Source organism: Micromonospora sp. R77 (genome assembly GCF_022747945.1).
In the GTDB taxonomy this organism is placed as follows: domain Bacteria; phylum Actinomycetota; class Actinomycetes; order Mycobacteriales; family Micromonosporaceae; genus Micromonospora.
Genome location: NZ_JALDST010000001.1, coordinates 306,535 through 324,875, shown reverse-complemented (window position 1 = coordinate 324,875; position 18,341 = coordinate 306,535). Strand labels below are relative to the sequence as shown.

Annotated in this window: 11 protein-coding genes and 3 pseudogenes; 7 read left to right on the top strand and 7 right to left on the bottom strand. The window is 74.0% G+C overall.

What is annotated here, in order from left to right; all coding sequences use genetic code 11:
- Positions 1 to 177 precede the first annotated feature (177 nt).
- A complete protein-coding gene (locus MRQ36_RS01530; protein ID WP_242791848.1) occupies positions 178 to 549 on the bottom strand; it encodes a DUF5360 family protein in 372 nt (123 codons plus the stop codon).
- The gene (locus MRQ36_RS01525; protein ID WP_278187400.1) at positions 549 to 1,139 is read right to left on the bottom strand and encodes a TetR/AcrR family transcriptional regulator; all 591 of its coding nucleotides are present in this window, start codon (positions 1,137 to 1,139) and stop codon (positions 549 to 551) included. Before MRQ36_RS01525 ends, MRQ36_RS01530 begins: the two co-directional genes overlap by 1 nt.
- On the opposite strand from MRQ36_RS01525, the gene MRQ36_RS01520 reads away from it, so the two are divergent.
- Positions 1,138 to 1,869: a sulfite exporter TauE/SafE family protein gene (locus MRQ36_RS01520; protein WP_242791844.1), complete on the top strand. Its 732-nt coding sequence runs from the start codon at positions 1,138 to 1,140 to the stop codon at positions 1,867 to 1,869. The two genes, MRQ36_RS01525 and MRQ36_RS01520, sit on opposite strands and share 2 nt — an antisense overlap.
- An 85-nt stretch (positions 1,870 to 1,954) precedes the next feature.
- Here the strand turns inward: MRQ36_RS01520 and MRQ36_RS01515 are convergent, their stop codons facing one another.
- The 4 genes from MRQ36_RS01515 to MRQ36_RS01500 are packed head-to-tail and all read right to left on the bottom strand — an operon-like array spanning position 1,955 to position 3,366.
- On the bottom strand, positions 1,955 to 2,290 hold the full coding sequence (locus MRQ36_RS01515) for a YnfA family protein (protein WP_242791842.1): 336 nt from the start codon (positions 2,288 to 2,290) through the stop codon (positions 1,955 to 1,957).
- Positions 2,287 to 2,586 (bottom strand): hypothetical protein, encoded by a 300-nt coding sequence (locus MRQ36_RS01510; RefSeq protein WP_242791840.1) that lies wholly within the window; start codon positions 2,584 to 2,586, stop codon positions 2,287 to 2,289. The genes MRQ36_RS01515 and MRQ36_RS01510 overlap by 4 nt, the downstream gene beginning before the upstream one ends.
- Positions 2,570 to 3,016, bottom strand: a complete 447-nt coding sequence (locus MRQ36_RS01505; protein WP_242791838.1) for a MerR family transcriptional regulator — start codon at positions 3,014 to 3,016, stop codon at positions 2,570 to 2,572. Before MRQ36_RS01505 ends, MRQ36_RS01510 begins: the two co-directional genes overlap by 17 nt.
- Positions 3,013 to 3,366 carry a hypothetical protein gene (locus MRQ36_RS01500; protein ID WP_242791836.1) on the bottom strand — a complete coding sequence of 118 codons (354 nt, stop codon included), beginning with the start codon at positions 3,364 to 3,366 and terminating at the stop codon, positions 3,013 to 3,015. The genes MRQ36_RS01505 and MRQ36_RS01500 overlap by 4 nt, the downstream gene beginning before the upstream one ends.
- 32 nt (positions 3,367 to 3,398) lie before the next feature.
- Here MRQ36_RS01500 and MRQ36_RS01495 point away from each other — a divergent pair, with 32 nt between their 5' ends.
- Complete coding sequence (locus MRQ36_RS01495; protein ID WP_242791834.1) at positions 3,399 to 3,572, top strand: hypothetical protein; 174 nt, start codon at positions 3,399 to 3,401, stop codon at positions 3,570 to 3,572.
- Between the two features lie 14 nt (positions 3,573 to 3,586).
- Here MRQ36_RS01495 and MRQ36_RS01490 read toward each other — a convergent pair whose 3' ends face one another.
- Positions 3,587 to 4,582 carry a zinc-binding dehydrogenase gene (locus MRQ36_RS01490; protein ID WP_242791831.1) on the bottom strand — a complete coding sequence of 332 codons (996 nt, stop codon included), beginning with the start codon at positions 4,580 to 4,582 and terminating at the stop codon, positions 3,587 to 3,589.
- Between the two features lie 109 nt (positions 4,583 to 4,691).
- Here MRQ36_RS01490 and MRQ36_RS01485 point away from each other — a divergent pair, with 109 nt between their 5' ends.
- The 5 genes and pseudogenes from MRQ36_RS01485 to MRQ36_RS33045 form a co-directional block, all read left to right on the top strand.
- Positions 4,692 to 5,318: a TetR/AcrR family transcriptional regulator gene (locus MRQ36_RS01485; RefSeq protein WP_242791829.1), complete on the top strand. Its 627-nt coding sequence runs from the start codon at positions 4,692 to 4,694 to the stop codon at positions 5,316 to 5,318.
- Positions 5,319 to 5,944: 626 nt separating this feature from the next.
- A complete protein-coding gene (locus MRQ36_RS01480; RefSeq protein WP_278187399.1) occupies positions 5,945 to 12,097 on the top strand; it encodes a non-ribosomal peptide synthetase in 6,153 nt (2,050 codons plus the stop codon).
- A pseudogene (locus tag MRQ36_RS01475) lies at positions 12,094 to 15,117 on the top strand (amino acid adenylation domain-containing protein); the annotation flags it as partial. The gene MRQ36_RS01480 and the pseudogene MRQ36_RS01475, both read left to right, overlap by 4 nt.
- 304 nt (positions 15,118 to 15,421) lie before the next feature.
- Positions 15,422 to 17,365, top strand: a pseudogene (locus MRQ36_RS01470) (amino acid adenylation domain-containing protein); the annotation flags it as partial.
- Positions 17,320 to 18,189: pseudogene (locus MRQ36_RS33045) on the top strand (condensation domain-containing protein); the annotation flags it as partial. The pseudogenes MRQ36_RS01470 and MRQ36_RS33045, both read left to right, overlap by 46 nt.
- Positions 18,190 to 18,341: the final 152 nt, after the last annotated feature.

The following is an 18,341-nucleotide window of genomic DNA, read 5'->3' as shown; positions in this document are numbered from 1 at the left end:
CGGCCGCGCGCCGTGACCGTTCTGGCGGGCGGGTCGAGCAGGCCCGGCGGCGAATCCGGTCTGCTCGCGTCCTGTCGGACGGTCACACCCGGGGTTCGTCTGACCGGCCCGGGCGGCGGTCCAGCAGCCGGCGGGCCGACGCGCACCCCGCCCCGGCGCACGAGTGCGTTCCCCTCCTCACGGTCGCCGCAGTGTGGAGACCAGCGCGGCGTCGGGAAAGAGAGTGAGCCATAGGTTGGGCAGCCACCACAGGGGATCGAACTCGCAACGCAGAGCCCAGAAGCTGACGGCGAGCAGCCCGGCGGCGTGGGTCAGGGCGAGCGAGACCGCCCGTAGGGTGCCGGCACCGTCATGTCGGCGCCGTGTCATGCGCAGTGAAGCCAGACCTGTGGCCGCGGCGAGCGTATCCAGCCCCAGGAAGGACCAGTTCCAGGCGTTGAGAATCGGACTCGGATAAGGCGGGACGACCTGGGCGGCGTTGGCCAGCCAGTACAACAGGAACCCGACGTCGGTGCCGAACATCAGGCGCTTGATCCATGCCTCAGTCATCAGTCGCCGCCGGTGATCAGGCTGTCGAGCATCGCGAGTACCTGTTCCCGCAGCGCCGGGTCGGGAGGGGCCAGGTCGAGCAGTTCCGCCTGCCACCATCCGTCGGCGGCGAGGCGGACAACGGTCGCGACGGCCGGGTCGATGCCGTCGTTCTCCAACCGGTGCTGCCAACGCGTGTAGCGCTCCCGCAACGGTGCCAGGCTCGCGGGGTCCATCAGCAGCCCCGCGAGGACCGCAGCGGCGGCCTGCCTGTCGCCGGCGGGCGTTTGTCCGACGCTGTGCGCCAGGTAGGTGCGCGTGGCCGCCCCTGGTCGCTCGTCACAGGAGTGCATCGCCGCATCGAACCGCCCGACCAGGCGGTCGACCAGTCCCGCCGCCAAGGCCGCTTTGCTGGCGAAGTGGTAGAGCAGGCCGCCCTTGCTCACGCCGGCCTCCGCGGCCACGGCCGACAGGGTCACGTGCTCGGCTCCGTCGCGGAGCAGGACCCGGGTCGCCGCGTCGAGCAATTGCTCACGAGTTCTTCGCACCGTCTTACTGTACCGTCTGGACGGTACAGTAAGACGGTCTGTGAGCGTCCGGAGGTGGGGCATGGCGTCGGACCCGGTCGGCGCCCTCGCCGTGGCGTCGGTGGCCGCGTTCGCGCTGGCCTGGCTGTCGGCGGTGGCCGGCTTCGGCGGCGGCGTGCTGCTGCTGCCCGTGTTCACCGCGCTGTTCGGACTGCGGATGGCGGTGCCGATGCTGACCTTGACGCAGCTATGGAGCAACGGCTCGCGCGTGTGGTTCAACCGGCAGGAGGTGAACCGGCGGCTGGTGCGCTGGTTCGCCCTGGGCGCGGTGCCCACCGCCGTCCTGGGCGGGCTGCTGCTGGCCCACGCCCCGCTGGGGCCGCTCAAGCGGTTGCTGGGGGTGTTCCTCGTTACGGTGGTCGTCTGGCGACGACGCAACCCGCATCCGCGGCGGCCGTCCGACCGGGCGTTCGCGGGCGTGGGCGCGGCCTCGGGGCTCGGCTCGGCGCTGCTCGGGTCGGTCGGGCCCCTGACCGCACCGTTCTTCCTCGCGTACGGACTGACCCGCGCCGCCTACATCGGTACCGAAGCCGCAGGCGCGCTGGTCATGCACGCCTCGAAGATCGCCGCCTACGGTGCCGGTGCGCTGCTCGACCGCACCGTCCTGCTGTTCGGGGTGGCCCTGACTCCTGCGACCCTGCTGGGCGCCTGGGCCGGCCGCAAGACCGTGGGGCGGATCAGTGACCGGCTGTTCGTGTCCCTCGTGGAGGTCGGCCTGACCGCCGCCGGCGTGCTGTTCCTGCTCGGCTTCTGACGTCCCGGCGCCCCGCTGCTCCTCGCTGCCTCCGGCGGCTGGGCCGAACGGGGAGAGCAGCTGTGTCGCTCGGCGGGCCGGCCCGTCACCCGGAGCGCGGGGCGTACATGATGACGGCGACGCCGACGAGGCAGATGGCGGCCCCGACGAGGTCGTAGCGGTCGGGGCGGAACTTGTCGACGACCATGCCCCAGGCGAGGGAGCCGGCGACGAAGACACCGCCGTAGGCGGCGAGGATGCGGCCGAAGTTGGCGTCGGGTTGGAACGTGGCGACGAAGCCGTAGCAGCCGAGCGCGACGACTCCGGCCGCGATCCAGAGCAGGCCCCGATTCTCCCGCCAGCCCTGCCACACCAGCCAGGCGCCGCCGATTTCGGCGAGCGCGGCGAGCAGGAACAGCAGGATCGAGCGGGCCACGGTCATGCGTCCGACCGTAGCCTGCGCGCCGGGCGTCGCCGCTGGTCGTCCCGGGTGCACGAGCACGTGCCGCCGGCGCAGCCGCGGCAGTGACGGCGGCTGCCCGCCCACCACCAGGCCAGGCCGGCGAGCACGGCCAGGGCGACGGCGACGCCGGGCACGAAACGGGTGACCGCGGCCCAGCCGGCGCCGCCGAGCACCCCGGCGGTCAGCAACACCGGCAGTACGCAGTAGGCGGCTCCGGCAAGTCCGGTCAGCCCGGAGGGCAGCAGGCGGCGTACCCGGTCAGTGGGTGCCGGCACGGTCGTTCGTCTCGGCGAGTTCAGCGAAGGGCAGGGGGCAGCAGGAGCTGCCGGCGCAGGTGACCAGGTCGTCGCAGCCGGCCGAGATCGCGGCCCGCAGGGTGTCGCGGATGACGGTGAGGTTCCGCAACCGCTGCTCCACCTCGGCGAGTTCGGCCGTGGCGCGGGCCTGGAGGCCGGTGTCGCGTCCGCGGTGCCGGTGTCGGCCGGCGTCGAGGAGGTCGGCGACCTCGTCGAGGGTGAAGCCGAGGCGCTGCGCGGTCTTGATCACCCGCAGCAGGGTGACCGTGTCGGCCGGATAGAGCCGATGCCCGCCGGGTGACCGCTGCGGGGCGGTGAGCAGTCCCCGGCGCTCGTAGTAGCGCAGGGTCTGCAGGTTGACGCCGACCGCGTCGGCGAGCTGGCCGCTGCGCAGCTGCGCTCCGGTCATCGCAGAACCCGGACCGACATGGCCCGCGCGGCGAGGGCATCGAGGACGCCGACGTGCGCCGCCGGTACGCGGACGTCCAGCGTCAACGAGTCCGGGCCGGTCCGCACGAGGTCGAACGTGAAGAACGAGCAGCAGGACGACTCGCGGGCGGTCAGCTCCCGAGCCGCCTGTGCCACCTGCGGCCCGCCGTCGAGGTGCAGACGCAGCCGGTGCGCCGAGAGGCGGTCGGCACCACGGACCGCGTCCCGGAAGAACTGGTCGAACTCGGCGAGCCGCAGCGGCTGCTCCGCTGTCGGCAGGGTGCACGTGTCAGGTGGCCAGGCGGCCGGCCGGAGGCGGTGGTCGCTCATGCCTCGACGGTAAGCCTGTACCCGGGTACCGGATGCAAGCCCTGGTCCGGCGGAAGCCGGGCGGGCACGACTACGGCGCCCGGGGCGACTTCACCGGCCGTGCCCACGGCCACAGCCCGCAGGCGTGGCTGTCCCGGCACCGCCTGCTCGCCGCCGCCAGGCTGGGCGCCACGGCGGCGGGAGTGGCTGCCTGGCGCCGGCACTGATCCGGCCGGTCTGCTCAGGGCACGAGCGCGAGTTTGCCGACGGTGGCTCGCGCCTCGAGTTGCGCGAGCGCCGTCGGCCCCTCGGTGAGCGCGTAGCTGGTGGGCTGGCCGGGGCCGAGCACTCCGGCCGCGAGCAGTGTGAACATCTCGTCCATGACCGCACCGAAGATCTGCGGTGCGAACTGGATCAGGGCGCCGATGTTCAGTCCGATGAGTTGGACCGGGTGCCGGTAGACGAGGTCCCAGTTGGTGACGGCAGCTTCGCCGCCGGCCAGGCCGTAGACGACCACCCGACCCGTGACCCGCTTGGCCGCGGCCAGGCTGGCCGCGAGAGTGACACCGCCCGCCGACTCCAATACCAGGTCGGCGCCGACGCCGTCGGTCAGTCGCCGCACCTCGGCGACGAGGTCGGCGCCACGGGAGTCGATCACGTGCTGGGCCCCCAGCGCCCGGACCGCCGCATGCTTCTCCCGTGCGGCAGCGGCGATCACCGTCGCGCCGTAGTGCTTCGCCGCTTTCACGGCGGCCTGCCCCGTCCCACCGGCGGCGGCGTGGATCAGCACGGTCTCCCCGGCGCGGATCCGGCCGAGCGGTCCGAGGGCCGCCAGCGCGGTCGGCCAGGACACCACCATGCCCAACGCCTGCTCGTCGGCCCAACCCGCCGGCACCGGAACCACACCCGCCGCGGGCAGCACCATGTACTCGGCGAAGGCGCCTCCCCGGATGCCGACGCCGACGACGTGCGCACCCGGCTCCACCGAAACGCCCTGCCCCGCCGCGACCACCTCGCCGGCACCCTCGATGCCCGCCAGGTATGGCGGCTGTGGGCCACCCGCGAACGTGCCGCGGGACTGCGAGATGTCGACGAAGTTCACGCCGGCGGCGGCGACCCGGATCAGCACCTCGCCCGGCCCCGGGCTCGGCACCGGAGCGCCGGTGACAAGACGAAGACCCCGAGGGCCGTCCAGGGACGTCTGCTGCAGGGCGCGCATCGTTGCGGGAATGCTCATGACCATCCGTTCCATTTTGTTTATCGATCGACAAACAAACCTTGGCACGGTGACCTTCGTGGGTCAACGTAAACTTGGTCGAGCGACAAACAACGAGGAAGACGTACCGATGGCTACTCGCGGCCGGCCGCGCACGTTCGACCCCGACGCCGCCCTGCGGCAGGCCCTCGACCTGTTCTGGGAGCGGGGCTACGAGGGCACCTCGCTCAGCGACCTGGCCCAGGCGATGGGCATCGCCTCCGCCAGCATCTACGCCTGTTTCGGCAGCAAGGCCGACCTCTTCCGGCAGGTGATGGAGCTCTATGGCGCGACCGCCGGCGCGCCGCCCCGACGCGCGCTGGACGAGCACCCGACCGCCCGGGCCGCGATCCACGCCATGCTGCGCGCCACCGCGGACCAGATCACCCGCCCCGACGCGCCGCACTACTGCATGCTGGTCCTCGCCGCGCCCACCGGCGCGGTCGAGAACCACGCGGTCCGCGAACTGCTGGCCGACATCCGGCGTACGCAGGTCACCGCCATCAAGGACCGACTCGTCCGGGGCGTCGCCGACGGGGACCTCGCGGCGTCGGACGCCGGCGTCGACGCCGCCGCCCGCTACTACGCCACCGTGGTGCAGGGACTCTCCGTGCAGGCCCGCGACGGCGCCACCCGCGCCGAGCTGGAAGCGGTCATCGGTTGTGCGATGGCCGGATGGGATGCCCTCACCTCCGCGCGAGCAGGCATCGACGGCTGAGTGCCAGTGGGGGCGTCGCCGTGGCCCTGAGTGCCGCCCGACACGCCGAACACGAAGGAATTTTTCGCCGGTGTCGGGGCGCCGCCGCCCGGTCGCCGGGCCGCCGGCGTCGGCCCCGGACCCCCGTCCTCAACTGCTGCAACGTTGGAAAATCCTCACCTAATGGGTAGGCATCATTGGTGATCCGGTGCCTCGGTAGCCCTCGTGATCATCGCCTTCCCGACACCCGGAGGTTTGCGGAATGGCTGCCGTCCGTTGCAGAATGGGTGCTGTCCGCAGTTGTCGGGGGATCCACTGCGGTCGACGAACTTAATGATCGATAAGGTCTTGGGGGAGTGGACTAATGATCTCTGGGTTGTGGTCGTAGCGGGGTAAACCCGACACAAGGTAGCGCCATCAGGCGTGTGGCCGGACCCTTTCTTGATCGACTTGGTGCGGTGGGATGCGTCGCGCATGCGGCCATTCCCGCTTTCTTGTGCATTCTGGCGGACGGCGAATGAGCGTTGTCGGCCTTTGTCGTGGCCGCCCTAATAGTGCAACCGCGCGCCTTGCGCTGCGGTTGACGAGCCTGCCGCCTGCCAGTTTCCAGCCGAGGGGAATTCGAATTGCGCCAGCCAGCGAATTGTATGCAGGACGATTACGCGGTGTCGTTTTCGCAGCACCGCATGTGGTTCCTCGACCGGTTGGACGGAGGCTCTGGTACCGCCTACGTCACCACCCCGATGTGGCGGGTGCACGGGCCGCTCGACCGGGCGCGCCTGGCGGCGGCGCTCGACACCGTGGTCGCTCGGCACGACGCGCTGCGCGCCGTGTTCCTCGAACGCGACGGGACGCCCCGGGTCGTCCTCGCCCGGTCGATCGACGTCCCCGTCGACTGGCGTACCGCCAGCTCGGCCGACGAGGTCACCGCCCAGGCCGGCGCCGAGGCCGAGCGGCCGTTCGACCTGACCACCGGTCCGCTGCTGCGGGTGGTCGTCTGGCGGCTCAGCGACACCGAACATGTACTGCTGGCCGCCATGCACCACATCGTCTCCGACGGCTGGTCGGTCAACCTGTTCGCCCGCGAGCTGGCCGCCGCCTACGCCGACGAACCGCTGCCCGAACTCCCCGTCCGGTACGTCGACTTCGCCGAGTGGCAGCGTCGGGAACTCGACGGCGACCGGCTCGGCGCCGACCTGGATTACTGGCGTCGCCAGCTCACCGGCCTGCCCGCGCTGACCCTGCCCACCGACCGGCCCCGCCCCGAGCAACCGTCCCACGCCGCGGCGACCACCGAGATCGTGATCGGCCCGGAACTGGTGGCCGGGCTGCACCGGCTCGGCCGGGAGCACGGCGCCACCCTCTACATGACGCTGCTGGCCGCCTTCCAGGTGCTGCTGGGCCGGTGGAGCGGGCAGCACGACTTCGGCATCGGCTCCCCGGTGGCCGGCCGGAGCCGCCCGGAGGTGGAGAACCTCATCGGCCTGTTCGTCAACACGGTGGTCGTACGGGCCCGGCTGGCGGGGGACCCGACCTTCGCCGAGCTGCTCGGCCGGGTCCGCGACGACGCCCTCGACGCCCTCGACCACCAGGAGGTCCCGTACGAGCGGGTGGTCCGGGAGCTGCGGCCCGAGCGGCCCGACACGGACTCGCTGATCGACGCCTGGTTCGCGATGCAGAACGTGCCCGGCGACGGCCCGTCGGCCGGCCCGCTGCGCTTCACCGACTTCGAGACCGACCGGCCCAAGGCGCTCTTCGCGGTCTCGCTCTTCGCCCAACCGCGCGGCGACGAACTGGCGATGACGATCGTCTACCGGTCCGACCTGTTCGACGCGGCCACCATCGGGCGGCTCGCGCAGCGTTGGCGGGCCCTGCTGGCGGCTGTGGTCGCCGACCCCGGGACCCGGGTCGGGGCGCTGGAGCTGCCGGCGGCGGAGACCGCGCTGCTGCGCCGCTTCGGCGCCGCCGAGGAGCCCGGCCGGGTGGTCGACCCGGTGGTCGCCTTCACCGACCGGGTCCGCCGCGACGGCGCCGCCGTGGCCGTCCTGGCCGGCGACGAAACGGTCAGCTACGCCGAGCTGGACGCGCGCGCCAACCGGGTCGCCTGGTGGCTGCGGGAGCGGGGCGTGCGGCCGGAGACACCGGTCGGGATCCGGCTGCCCCGGGGCGTCGACCTGCTCGCCGCCGTGCTCGGTGTGCTCAAGGCCGGCGGGGCGTACGTCCCGCTGGACCCGTCCTGGCCGGCCGAACGCGTCGACTTCGTCCGCGCCGACGCCGGCCTCGAGATCCTGTTGGACGGGCCGCTGCCGGACGGTGGTCGGGACGACGACCTCGGGTTGGCGGTGGATGCGGCGCAGTTGGCGTACGTGATCTACACGTCGGGGTCGACGGGCCGGCCGAAGGGGGTCGGGGTGCCGCGGGGGGCGATGGCGGCGCACGTGTCGCGGATGCGGCGGCGGTTCGGGTTGGGTCCGGCGGACCGGGTGCTGCAGTTCGCCGCGCTCGCCTTCGACGCCTCGATCGACCAGGTCTTCCCGGCGCTGTCCTGCGGCGCGGCCCTCGTGCTGCCGGACCACGGGCTGGTCGCCCCCGCCACGCTGCTGCCGCTGCTGGACCGGCACGACGTCACGCTCGCCAACCTGCCGCCGGCGTACTTCGGTGAACTCGTCGCCGAGCTGACCGAGCGGGGCGGCACCGTGCCGCGTGCCCTGCGGACGATGGTGCTCGGCGGCGACGTGGTCCGCCCCGTCGACGTGGACCGCTTCGCCACCTGCTGCCCCGACGTGACGGTGCTCAACGCGTACGGGCCGACCGAGACCACCGTCACCACGACGCTCGCCGAGGTCCCGTGCGGCCTCACCGGCACCGTGCCGATCGGCCGGGCCCTCGCCGACCGCGCCCTGCACGTGCTCGACGCCCGGCTCCGCGAGGTGCCGGTGGGCGCGGTGGGTGAGCTGTACGTGGGTGGCACCCAGTTGGCGCGGGGCTATCTGGGCCGGCCGGGGCTGACCGCGGAGCGGTTCGTGCCGGACCCGTACGGGCGGGAGCCGGGTGGCCGGTTGTACCGCACGGGCGATTTGGTGCGGTGGCGGTCGGACGGGCAGTTGGAGTTCCACGGTCGGGCCGACGGCCAGGTGAAGGTGCGCGGTTTCCGGGTCGAGGTCGGTGAGGTGGAGGCGCGGCTGCGAGAGCATCCGGGTGTCCGGGACGCCGTGGTGGTCGCCTGGCAGGACCGGCTGGTGGCCTACCTCGCCGGCGACGACCTCAGCGGCACCGACGTACGCGACGGGCTGGCCGAGCGGCTGCCGGAGTTCATGGTGCCGGCGGTGGTGGTCGTCCTGGACGAGCTGCCGCGCACCGTCGGCGGCAAGGTCGACCGGGACCGGCTGCCCGACCCGGAGGGACACCGTCCGGAGGTGACCGACAGCTTCGTGGCGCCGCGCACCCCGACCGAGCAGGCGATCGCCGAGGTCTGGCGGCAGGTCCTGCGGGTCGACCGGATCGGTGTCCACGACAACTTCTTCGACCTGGGCGGCCACTCGCTGCTCGCCACCCTCGCGGTGGCCCGGCTGGTGAAGGCCCTCGACCGGCCGGTCGACGTACGGACCTTCTTCGCCCACCCGACCATCGCCGAGTTCGCCGCCGCCCTGCCGGGGCCGGCCGCCGACCCCGCACCCGCGATCACCCGGCTACGCCGCAGCGGCGACTTCCCGCTCTCGTTCGCGCAGGAACGGATGTGGTTCCTGCACCGGCTGGAGCCCGACGCGCCCGACTACATGGCCGCGCTGGCCTGGCGGGTGACCGGCCCGCTGCAACGCGACCGGCTCGACCGGGCGCTGCGGCAGCTCGCCGACCGGCACGAGTCGCTGCGGACCACCTTCCCGGTCGTCGACACGGCGCCGGTGCAGCGGGTCGCCGCCGCCGGCGAGGTGACCGCCGACTGGTCCGACACGAGCGCGGAGGCCGACCCGTACGCCACCGCCGTGGCCCGGGCCGGCGCGGAGCTGCACCGCCCGTTCGACCTGGCCACCGGCCCGCTGTTCCGGGCCCTGGTCTGGCAGCTCGGGCCCGACGACCACCTGCTCGTGCTGGCCATGCACCACATCGTCTCCGACGGCTGGTCGATGGGCGTGCTGGTACGCGAGCTGGGCGCGGCCTACGCCGGCGAGCCCCTGCCGGAGCTGCCGGTGCAGTACGCCGACTACGCCGGCTGGCAGCGCCAGGAACTCACCGGTGACCGCCTCACCGCCGAACTGGACCACTGGCGCGAGCGGCTGGCCGACCTGCCGGCGCTCGAACTGCCCACCGACCGCCCCCGGCCCGCCCACCCCTCCTGGGCCGGCGCGACCCGCGAGTTCACCCTCGACCCGGAGCTGGTGGCCGGGCTGGAACGGCTGGGCCGCCGGCACGGCGCCACCCTCTACATGACCTTGCTGGCCGCGTTCCAGGCGCTGCTGTCCCGGTGGACCGGGCAGCAGGACTTCGGCGTCGGGGTGCCGGTGGCCGGGCGTACCCGGCCCGAGGTGGAGAACGTCATCGGGTTCTTCGTCAACACCCTCGTCATGCGCGCCGACACCAGCGGGGACCCGACCTTCACCGAGCTGCTCGGCCGGGTGCGCGACCGGGCGCTGGACGCCTACCAGTACCAGGAGCTGCCCTTCGAGCGGGTGGTGGCGGAGCTGCGCCCCGACCGCGATCCCGGCCGGTCGCCGCTGTTCCAGGTGATGTTCGACCTGGAGGTCCGCTCGGTCGCCGCGCCCCGGCTCGGCGCCGCCCGACTGCGTCCCGCCGAGATCCCGTTCGACGTCACCAAGTTCGACCTGATGGTCACCTTCACCACCGACCCCGGCTCGGCCGGCGGTTTCGTGCAGTACCGCACGGACCTGTTCGACGCGACCACCATCGACCGGCTGGTGCAGCGGTGCAAGGACCTGCTCGCCGCGGTGGCCGCCGCGCCGGACACCCGGATCGGCGCGACGGCGCTGCCGGCCACCGAGACGGCGCTGCTGCGCCGGTTCGGCGCCGCCGAGGAGCCCGGCCGGGTGATCGACCCGGTGACCGCGTTCGAGAACCGGGCCCGCCGCGACCCGGGCGCGCTCGCCGCTGTCGCCACCGACGGCGTGCTGTCGTACGCGGAACTGAACGCGCGGGCCAACCGGGTCGCGTGGGGGCTGCGGGAACGGGGCGTACGGCCGGAGACGCCGGTGGTGGTCCGGCTACCGCGCGGGGTGGACCTGCTCGCCGCGGTGCTCGGTGTGCTCAAGGCCGGCGGGGCGTACGTGCCGGTCGACCCGGAGTGGCCGGCCGAGCGGGTCGACCTGGTCACCGCCGACCTGGGCGCGTCCGTGGTGCTGGACGGGGCGCTGCCGGACGGTGGCCGGGACGACGACCCGGGGCTGGCGGTGGACGGTGCGCAGTTGGCGTACGTGATCTACACGTCGGGGTCGACGGGCCGGCCGAAGGGGGTCGGGGTGTCGCGGGGGGCGATGGCGGCGCACGTGTCGCGGATGCGGCGGCGGTTCGGGCTCGGTCCGGCGGACCGGGTGCTGCAGTTCGCCGCGCTCGCCTTCGACGCCTCCGTCGAGCAGATCTTCCCCGCGCTGTCCTGCGGCGCGGCGCTGGTGCTGCCCGAACACGGCCTGGTCGCGCCGGCCCAGCTCGTCGCCGACGTGGAACGCCACCGGGTGACCGTCATGGAGGTGGTCCCCGGCTATCTCACCGAACTGATCGCCGAGGTCACCGCCGACGGCACCACCGCACCCACCTGGAGCCCGGCCGGGCTGCGGCTGCTGGTGCTCGGCGGTGACGCGGTCCGCCCCGCCGACCTGGCGTGGTGGCGCCGGCACCACCCCGACGTGGCGGTGGTGAACACGTACGGACCGACCGAGACCACGATCAGCGCCACCGTCTACGACGTGCCGTCCGAGGTGGACGGCGTGGTGCCGATCGGCCGCGCGGTGGGGGACCGGGCGCTGTACCTGCTCGACGGTGACCTCGCCGAGGTGCCGGTGGGCGCGGTCGGTGAGCTCTACGTCGGCGGCACCCAGTTGGCGCGGGGCTATCTGGGTCGGCCGGGGTTGACCGCGGAGCGGTTCGTGCCGGACCCGTACGGGCGGGAGCCGGGTGGCCGGTTGTACCGCACGGGCGATTTGGTGCGGTGGCGGTCGGACGGGCAGTTGGAGTTCCACGGTCGGGCCGACGGCCAGGTGAAGGTGCGCGGCTTCCGGGTCGAGGTCGGTGAGGTGGAGGCGCGGCTGCGGGAGCATCCGGGTGTCCGGGACGCCGTGGTGGTGGCCTGGCAGGACCGGCTGGTGGCCTACCTCGCCGGCGATCAGGTGGCCGTCGACGAACTGCGCGACCGGCTGGCCGAGCGGCTGCCCGGGTTCATGGTCCCGGCCGTGCTGATCGTCCTCGACGAGCTGCCGCGCACCGTCGGCGGCAAGGTCGACCGGGACCGGCTGCCCGACCCGGCGGGACACCGGGCACCGCCCGGCGCCGACGCCGAGCCACCCCGTACGCCGACCGAGGAGGCCGTCGCCGACATCTGGCGGCAGGTCCTGCGGGTCGACCGGATCGGTGTCCACGACAACTTCTTCCACCTGGGCGGCCACTCCCTGCTCGCCACCCGGGTCGCCATCCGGCTGCGCGCGGCCTTCGGCTGCGAGGTGGCCGTCCGCACCCTCTTCGAACAGCCCACCGTGGCCCGGCTCGCCGCCGCCGTCGAGGACCGCCTGATGGCCGAGATCGCCGCGATGAGCAGCGAGGACGTCGAGCAGGCACTGAAGGAGCAGAACCAGTGAGCACCATTCATGGTCTGATCGAGGCGCAGGTCCGGCGTACCCCGGAGGCGGTCGCGCTGGAGTTCGAGGGCGCGGAGCTGACCTACCGGGACCTGGACCGGCGGGCCAACCGCCTCGCCCACGCCCTGCGCCGGGCCGGCGCCGGACCGGAGACGGTGGTCGCCGTCGGCGCCCAGCGTTCCCTGGACCTGCTGGTCACGCTGCTCGGCGTCCTCAAGAGCGGCGCCGCCTACCTGCCGCTGGACCTGGAACTGCCCACCGACCGGCTGACCTACATGGCCGGTCAGGGCGGCGCGGTGGCCCTGGTCCGCGGCCCCGGCATGGACGTCGACCTGGGCCTGCCCGGCCTGCCCGAGCTGACCCTCGCCGACGCCGACGGTGAACCGGACGAGCCGTGCGACGTCGTGGTCGACGAGCGCAACGCCTGCTACGTCATGTACACCTCCGGTTCGACCGGCCGGCCCAAGGGCGTGGTGGTCGAGCACCGGGGTGTGGTCAACCGGCTGCGCTGGGGTCAGCACGAGTACGGCATGACCTCCGACGAACGGGTGCTGCAGAAGACGCCGTACGCCTTCGACGTGTCGGTGCACGAGCTGTTCTGGCCGCTCATGGTGGGTGCCCGGCTGGTCATCGCCCGCCCCGGCGGGCACCGGGACACCCGCTATCTGGTGGAGACCATCCAGCGCCGGCAGATCACCAGCGTGCACTTCATCCCGACCATGCTGGCCCTGTTCGTCGGCGAACCCGGCGTCGCCGACTGCCACAGCCTGCGCCGGATCCTGGCCAGCGGCGAGGCGCTCCCCACCGACCTGCAGAACCGGGTGCTGCGCGCCCTGCCCGACGTCGAACTGCACAACCTGTACGGCCCCACCGAGGCCTCCATCGAGGTGAGCGCGTGGGCCTGCCGGCCGGAGTGGTCCGGGGCGAGCGTGCCGATCGGCGCGGCCGTCGACAACACCCAGCTGCACATCCTCGACGCCGAGCTGCGCCCGGCGCCGGGGGACGGTCCGGGTGAGCTGTACCTGGCCGGGGTGCAGCTCGCCCGCGGCTACCTCGGCCAGCCGGGCCTGACCGCCGAGCGGTTCCTGCCCGACCCGTACGGCGAGCCGGGCGGCCGGATGTACCGCAGCGGTGACCTGGCCGGCTGGCACCGCCCCGGCGTGGTCGACTACCTCGGCCGGGTGGACGAGCAGCTCAAGCTCGCCGGCAACCGGGTGGAGCTGGGCGAGATCCAGGCGGTGCTCGACGACCAGCCGGGGGTGCGCGCCTCGGTGGTGGTGGCCACCGGCGAGGCCACCGAGAAGCGGCTCGTCGCGTACGTCGTCGGGGACCGGCCGGGGGACGGGTCGGACCACGGCGGGCCGGACCTCGACGTGCTGCGGGACCGGCTGGCCGAGCGGCTGCCCGGCTACATGGTGCCGTCGACGTTCGTGCCACTGGCCGAGCTGCCGCTGACGCCGAGCGGGAAACTGGACCGCAAGGCGCTGCCCGCCCCGGACCGGCCCGACCTGGCCGTCGCGTACCGGGCACCGGAGAACCCGGTGCAGGAGCGCCTGGCGAAGGTCTGGACCGATGTCTTCGGGGTCGCCCGGGTCGGTGTCGACGACACCTTCTTCGCCCTCGGCGGGCACTCGCTGCTGGCCGTGCGGCTGATCGCCCGCCTCCGGGAGGAGCTGGGCGTGGAGGTCTCCCTCCGGGACCTGTTCGAGGGGCTGACCGTCGCCGGTCTCGCCGAGACGGTCGCCGCCGCGTCCACGCCGGACACCGCGCCGGCGCTGGTGGCCGGCGACGACGACACGCCGGCGGTGGCCTCGTTCGGCCAGGAGCGGCTGCTGTTCCTGCAGCGGATCCACCCGGACAGCCCGCACTACGTCATCCCGGTCGCCTGGCGGGTCGACGGCCACCTCGACGAGGCCACCCTGCGCCGCGCGCTGCACCGGCTCGCCGCCCGGCACGACGCACTGCGGACCCGGTTCGTCGACGACGTACCGGTGGTGGCGGCGGAACCGACGGTGGCACTGGAGCGGGTCGACGCCGACGCCTGGACCGACGAACTGGCCGCCGCCCGGATCCGCGAACCGTTCGACCTGGCGGCCGGGCCACTGTGGCGCGCCACGCTGGTCCGCCTCCCCGAACACGACGTGCTGCTGCTGGTGCTGCACCACGTGGTCGCGGACGGCTGGTCGCTCGGTGTCGTCGCCCGCGAACTCGGCGACCTCTACGCCGGCGCGACCCCGCCCGCGCCGCCGGTGCGCTACGTCGACTTCGCCCGCTGGCAGCGCGCCGACCTCGGTCCGGTCCGGCTCGCCGCCGAGCTGAAGTGGTGGCGGGACAGCCTCGCCGGGGTGCCGGCGCTGGAGCTGCCCACCGACCGGCCCCGCCCGGCGGTGCTCGGCGCGGACGGCGCCACCCACCGCTTCGACCTGCCGCCCGACGCGCTGCGCCGGCTCACCGCGTGGGCCCAGGAGCAGCACACCACCCTGCACACGGTGCTGCTGGCCGCGTACCAGGCGCTGCTCGGCCGGTGGAGCGGGCAGCACGACTTCGCCGTCGGCACGCCGGTGGCCGGCCGGTCCCGGGCCGAGGTGGAGCACGTCGTCGGCTTCTTCGTCAACACCGTCGCCGTCCGCGCCGACCTGGCCGGCGACCCCACCTTCACCGACCTGGTCGGGCGGGTCCGCGAGGCCACCCTCGGCGCCTACGAGCACCAGGACGTGCCGTTCGAACAGGTGGTCGCGGAGCTGGGCGGCGAGCGGGACCTCAGCCGTACGCCGATCTACCAGAGCATGTTCGCGCTGCGGGACACCGCGCTCACCGCGCTGCGGCTGCCCGGCCGGACGGTCACCGAACTCGCGTTGGGCTGGCGGACCGCCAAGTTCGACCTCACCCTCTTCGTCGACGAGGCGCCCGACGGGACCCGTACCGGCCTGTTCGAGTACGCCACCGACCTGTTCGACCCGGCCACGGTGGACCGCCTGGCCGGGGCGTACGTCCGGCTGCTCGGCGCCGTGGCCGACGACGCCGGCGCCCGGTTCGGCGACTGGCCGGTGCTCGACCCGGCCGAGCGGGACGCCCTGCTGGCGAGCACCGCGGCGACCCCGGTGCTACCCGCCCGGCCGCTGCACCACCTCGTCGCCGACCGGATCGCCGCCGACCCCGACCAGCCCGTGGTGGACGGCGCGACCGTCTGGACGTACACGCCGAACTGGACCGGCGGGCGAACCAGCCTGGCCCACCACCCTGGCGACCTCGGCGCGTGGGCCCGGAGACCGTGGTGGCGGTCAGCCTGCCGCGCGGGCCGACCTGGTCCGCGCGCAGCTCGCCGTGCTCCGGGCCGGCGGCGCCTACCTGCCGCTGGACGCCGACCAACCGGCCGAACGCAGCCGGCACATGACCGCCGGTGCCGGCGCCACCCTGCTGGTCACCGCCGCCGGGCACCACGACGGCGCGGGCCTGGACTGCCGGGTCGTCGACCTGGTCCGCGACGCCGCCGACCTGGACCGGCGGCCGACCACCGACCCGGCGGTCCCGGTCGACCCGGAGCAGCTCGGCTACGTGGTGCACACCTCCGGCTCCACCGGGCGCCCCAAGGGCATCGGCATCACCCACCGCGGCCTGGTCCGCACCGTCCACGACGGCGGCTACCTGGACCTCACGCCGGACGACCGGGTGGCGTTCGCCGCCAACCCGGTCTTCGACGCGGCCACCTTCGAGGTGTGGGCCACCCTGGTCGCCGGGGCGACCCTGGTGGTCACCCCGCCCGACGTGGCGCTCTCCACCGCCGCCCTGGCCGCCCACCTGGCCCGGCACCGGGTCACCACCCTCTTCCTCACCACCGCCCTGTTCCACCAGGTCGCCCGGGAACGCCCGGACGCCCTGCGCGACCTGCGGCACGTGCTCTTCGGTGGGGAGGCCGCCGACCCGGCCACCGTGGACGGCCTGCTCGCCCACGGCGGTCCCGGCCGGCTGCTGCACATGTACGGCCCCGCCGAGTCGACCACGTTCGGCACCTGGCACCCGGTCACCACACCCACCGGCGGCACCGGTCGCGTCCCGATCGGCCGGCCGATGCACCACACCACCGCCTACGTCGTCGACCGGGCGCTGCGGCCCGTACCGACCGGGGTGGTCGGCGAGCTGCTGCTCGGCGGTGCCGGACTGGCCCGGGGATACGTCGGTGCGCCGGCCCGCACCGCCGAACGGTTCCTGCCCGACCCGTTCGGTGCGCCGGGCGGCCGGGTCTACCGCACCGGCGACCTGGTCCGGTGGACCGCCGACGGGGTGCTGGAGTTCGTCGGCCGGGCCGACGGGCAGGTGAAGGTGCGCGGTTTCCGGGTCGAGCCGGGCGAGATCGAGACGGCGGTACGCCGCCACCCGGCGGTCCGGGACGCGGTGGTGCTCGCCCGCCCCGACCGCGCTGGCGTGCTCAGCCTCGTCGCGTACGTGGCCGCCGACCCGACCGAGTTGGGTGACCTGCGGGCGCACCTCGGGCAGGTGCTGCCGGCGTACCTGGTGCCGGCCGCCGTGGTGGTCCTCGACGAGCTGCCGCTGACCGGGAACGGCAAGGTCGACCGGGCCGCCCTGCCCGAGCCGACGTACGCCACCGGCGCGGGCCGGCGGGAGCCGGCGACGGAACTGGAACGCCAACTCGCGGAGATCTTCACCGAGGTGCTCGGCGTCACCGACCCGGGCATGGACGACGACTTCTTCGCCCTCGGCGGGCACTCGCTGCTGGCCATCAAGGTGGTCGGCGCGGTCGCCGCGCGTACCGGCCGGGAGATCACCTTCCGGGACCTGTTCACCGCCCGCAGCGTCGCCGGGCTGGCCCGCCTGCTCGGTGGGACCGACGCCCGGGTCGCCCCGATCATCCGGGGCGAGGAGACCGTCGGGCTGCCCGTCTCCTTCGGGCAGGAACGGCTGGTCTTCCTCGACCGGCTGGAGGGCGCCGGGGCGGCGTACACCATCCCGCTGGCCTGGCGGCTGACCGGGCCGGTGGACGCCGACCGGCTGGCCGCGGCGTTGGCCGCGCTGGTCGACCGGCATGAGTCGCTGCGTACCCGGTTCGCCCTGGTCGACGGGGTGGTCCGGCAGGACGTCCTGCCCGGCTGGGGCGGTCTGGACCGGCGGGTCGCGGCCACCGGGGCCGACGCGGAGGCCGACCTGGCCCGGGAGGCCCGCCGGCCGTTCGAGCTGACCACCGGGCCGCTGTTCCGGGCCGTGCTGTGGCAGGCCGGCGACACCCACCTGCTGCTGCTCACCCTGCACCACGCCATCGCCGACGGCTGGTCGGCGGCGGTGCTGGTCCGGGAGTTGGAGGCCGGCTACGACGGCGTCGACGTGCCCGCCCGCCGGTGCGCTACGCCGACTTCGCCGCCTGGCAGCGCGACCGGCTCGCCGGTGACCGGCTGGCCGGGGAGCTGGACCACTGGCGCCGGCGGCTGGCCAGCCTGCCCGACCTGGAGCTGCCCACCGACCGGCCCCGGCCGCCGGTGCGCGCCGGCGCCGGGGCGAGCGTCGGGTTCACCGTCGAACCGGACGTCGTCGCCGCGCTGGAACGACTCAGCCGGGCGCACGGCGCGACCCTGTTCATGACGCTGCTCGCCACCTACCAGGTGCTGCTGGGCCGGTGGAGCGGCCAGACCGACTTCGCCGTCGGCACCCCCGTCGCCGGGCGGGGGCGGCCGGAGGTCCGCGAGGTGGTCGGGTTCTTCCTGAACACGCTGGTGCTGCGGGCCGACCTGGCCGGCGGTCCCCGCTTCACCGACCTGCTCGGCCGGGTACGCGACGACGCGCTCGCCGCGTACGAGCACCAGGAGCTGCCGTTCGGCCGGCTCGTCGAGGAGCTGAGCCCGGAGCGCGACCTGAGCCGCTCACCGCTGTTCCAGGCCCTGTTCAGCTACAACGACTGGACCCTGGACACCCTGCGGCTGGGTGCCGCGACCGGCGTCGCCCAGCCGGTGGACCGGGGCGCCGCCAAGCTCGACCTGACCCTGGAACTGGTGCACGGCCCGGACGGGCTGGCCGGCGCGCTGGACTACACCACCGACATCTTCGACGCCGCCACCATGGCGCGGATGGCCGGCGCGTACGTCCGGTTGCTGCGCGCCGTCGCCGCCGACCCGGCGGCCCGGATCGACGACCTGCCGCTGGCCGACGCCGTCCCGGCCCCGCAGGCCGCCCAACCGCCCCGTTCCGCTCGCTGCTGTTCCGGATCGCCGATCGCGTCCGGAAACCACCCGGACAG

Bases quoted from the DNA above. Each gene is read 5' to 3' on its own strand.
- MRQ36_RS01480 (WP_278187399.1), top strand. From the start codon at position 5,945: ATGCAGGACGATTACGCGGTGTCGTTTTCGCAGCACCGCATGTGGTTC.
- MRQ36_RS01505 (WP_242791838.1), bottom strand. From the start codon at position 3,016: ATGACCGGAGCGCAGCTGCGCAGCGGCCAGCTCGCCGACGCGGTCGGC.
- MRQ36_RS01515 (WP_242791842.1), bottom strand. From the start codon at position 2,290: ATGACCGTGGCCCGCTCGATCCTGCTGTTCCTGCTCGCCGCGCTCGCC.
- MRQ36_RS01485 (WP_242791829.1), top strand. From the start codon at position 4,692: ATGGCTACTCGCGGCCGGCCGCGCACGTTCGACCCCGACGCCGCCCTG.
- MRQ36_RS01500 (WP_242791836.1), bottom strand. From the start codon at position 3,366: ATGAGCGACCACCGCCTCCGGCCGGCCGCCTGGCCACCTGACACGTGC.
- MRQ36_RS01495 (WP_242791834.1), top strand. From the start codon at position 3,399: ATGCAAGCCCTGGTCCGGCGGAAGCCGGGCGGGCACGACTACGGCGCC.
- MRQ36_RS01530 (WP_242791848.1), bottom strand. From the start codon at position 549: ATGACTGAGGCATGGATCAAGCGCCTGATGTTCGGCACCGACGTCGGG.
- MRQ36_RS01490 (WP_242791831.1), bottom strand. From the start codon at position 4,582: ATGAGCATTCCCGCAACGATGCGCGCCCTGCAGCAGACGTCCCTGGAC.
- MRQ36_RS01525 (WP_278187400.1), bottom strand. From the start codon at position 1,139: ATGCCCCACCTCCGGACGCTCACAGACCGTCTTACTGTACCGTCCAGA.
- MRQ36_RS01520 (WP_242791844.1), top strand. From the start codon at position 1,138: ATGGCGTCGGACCCGGTCGGCGCCCTCGCCGTGGCGTCGGTGGCCGCG.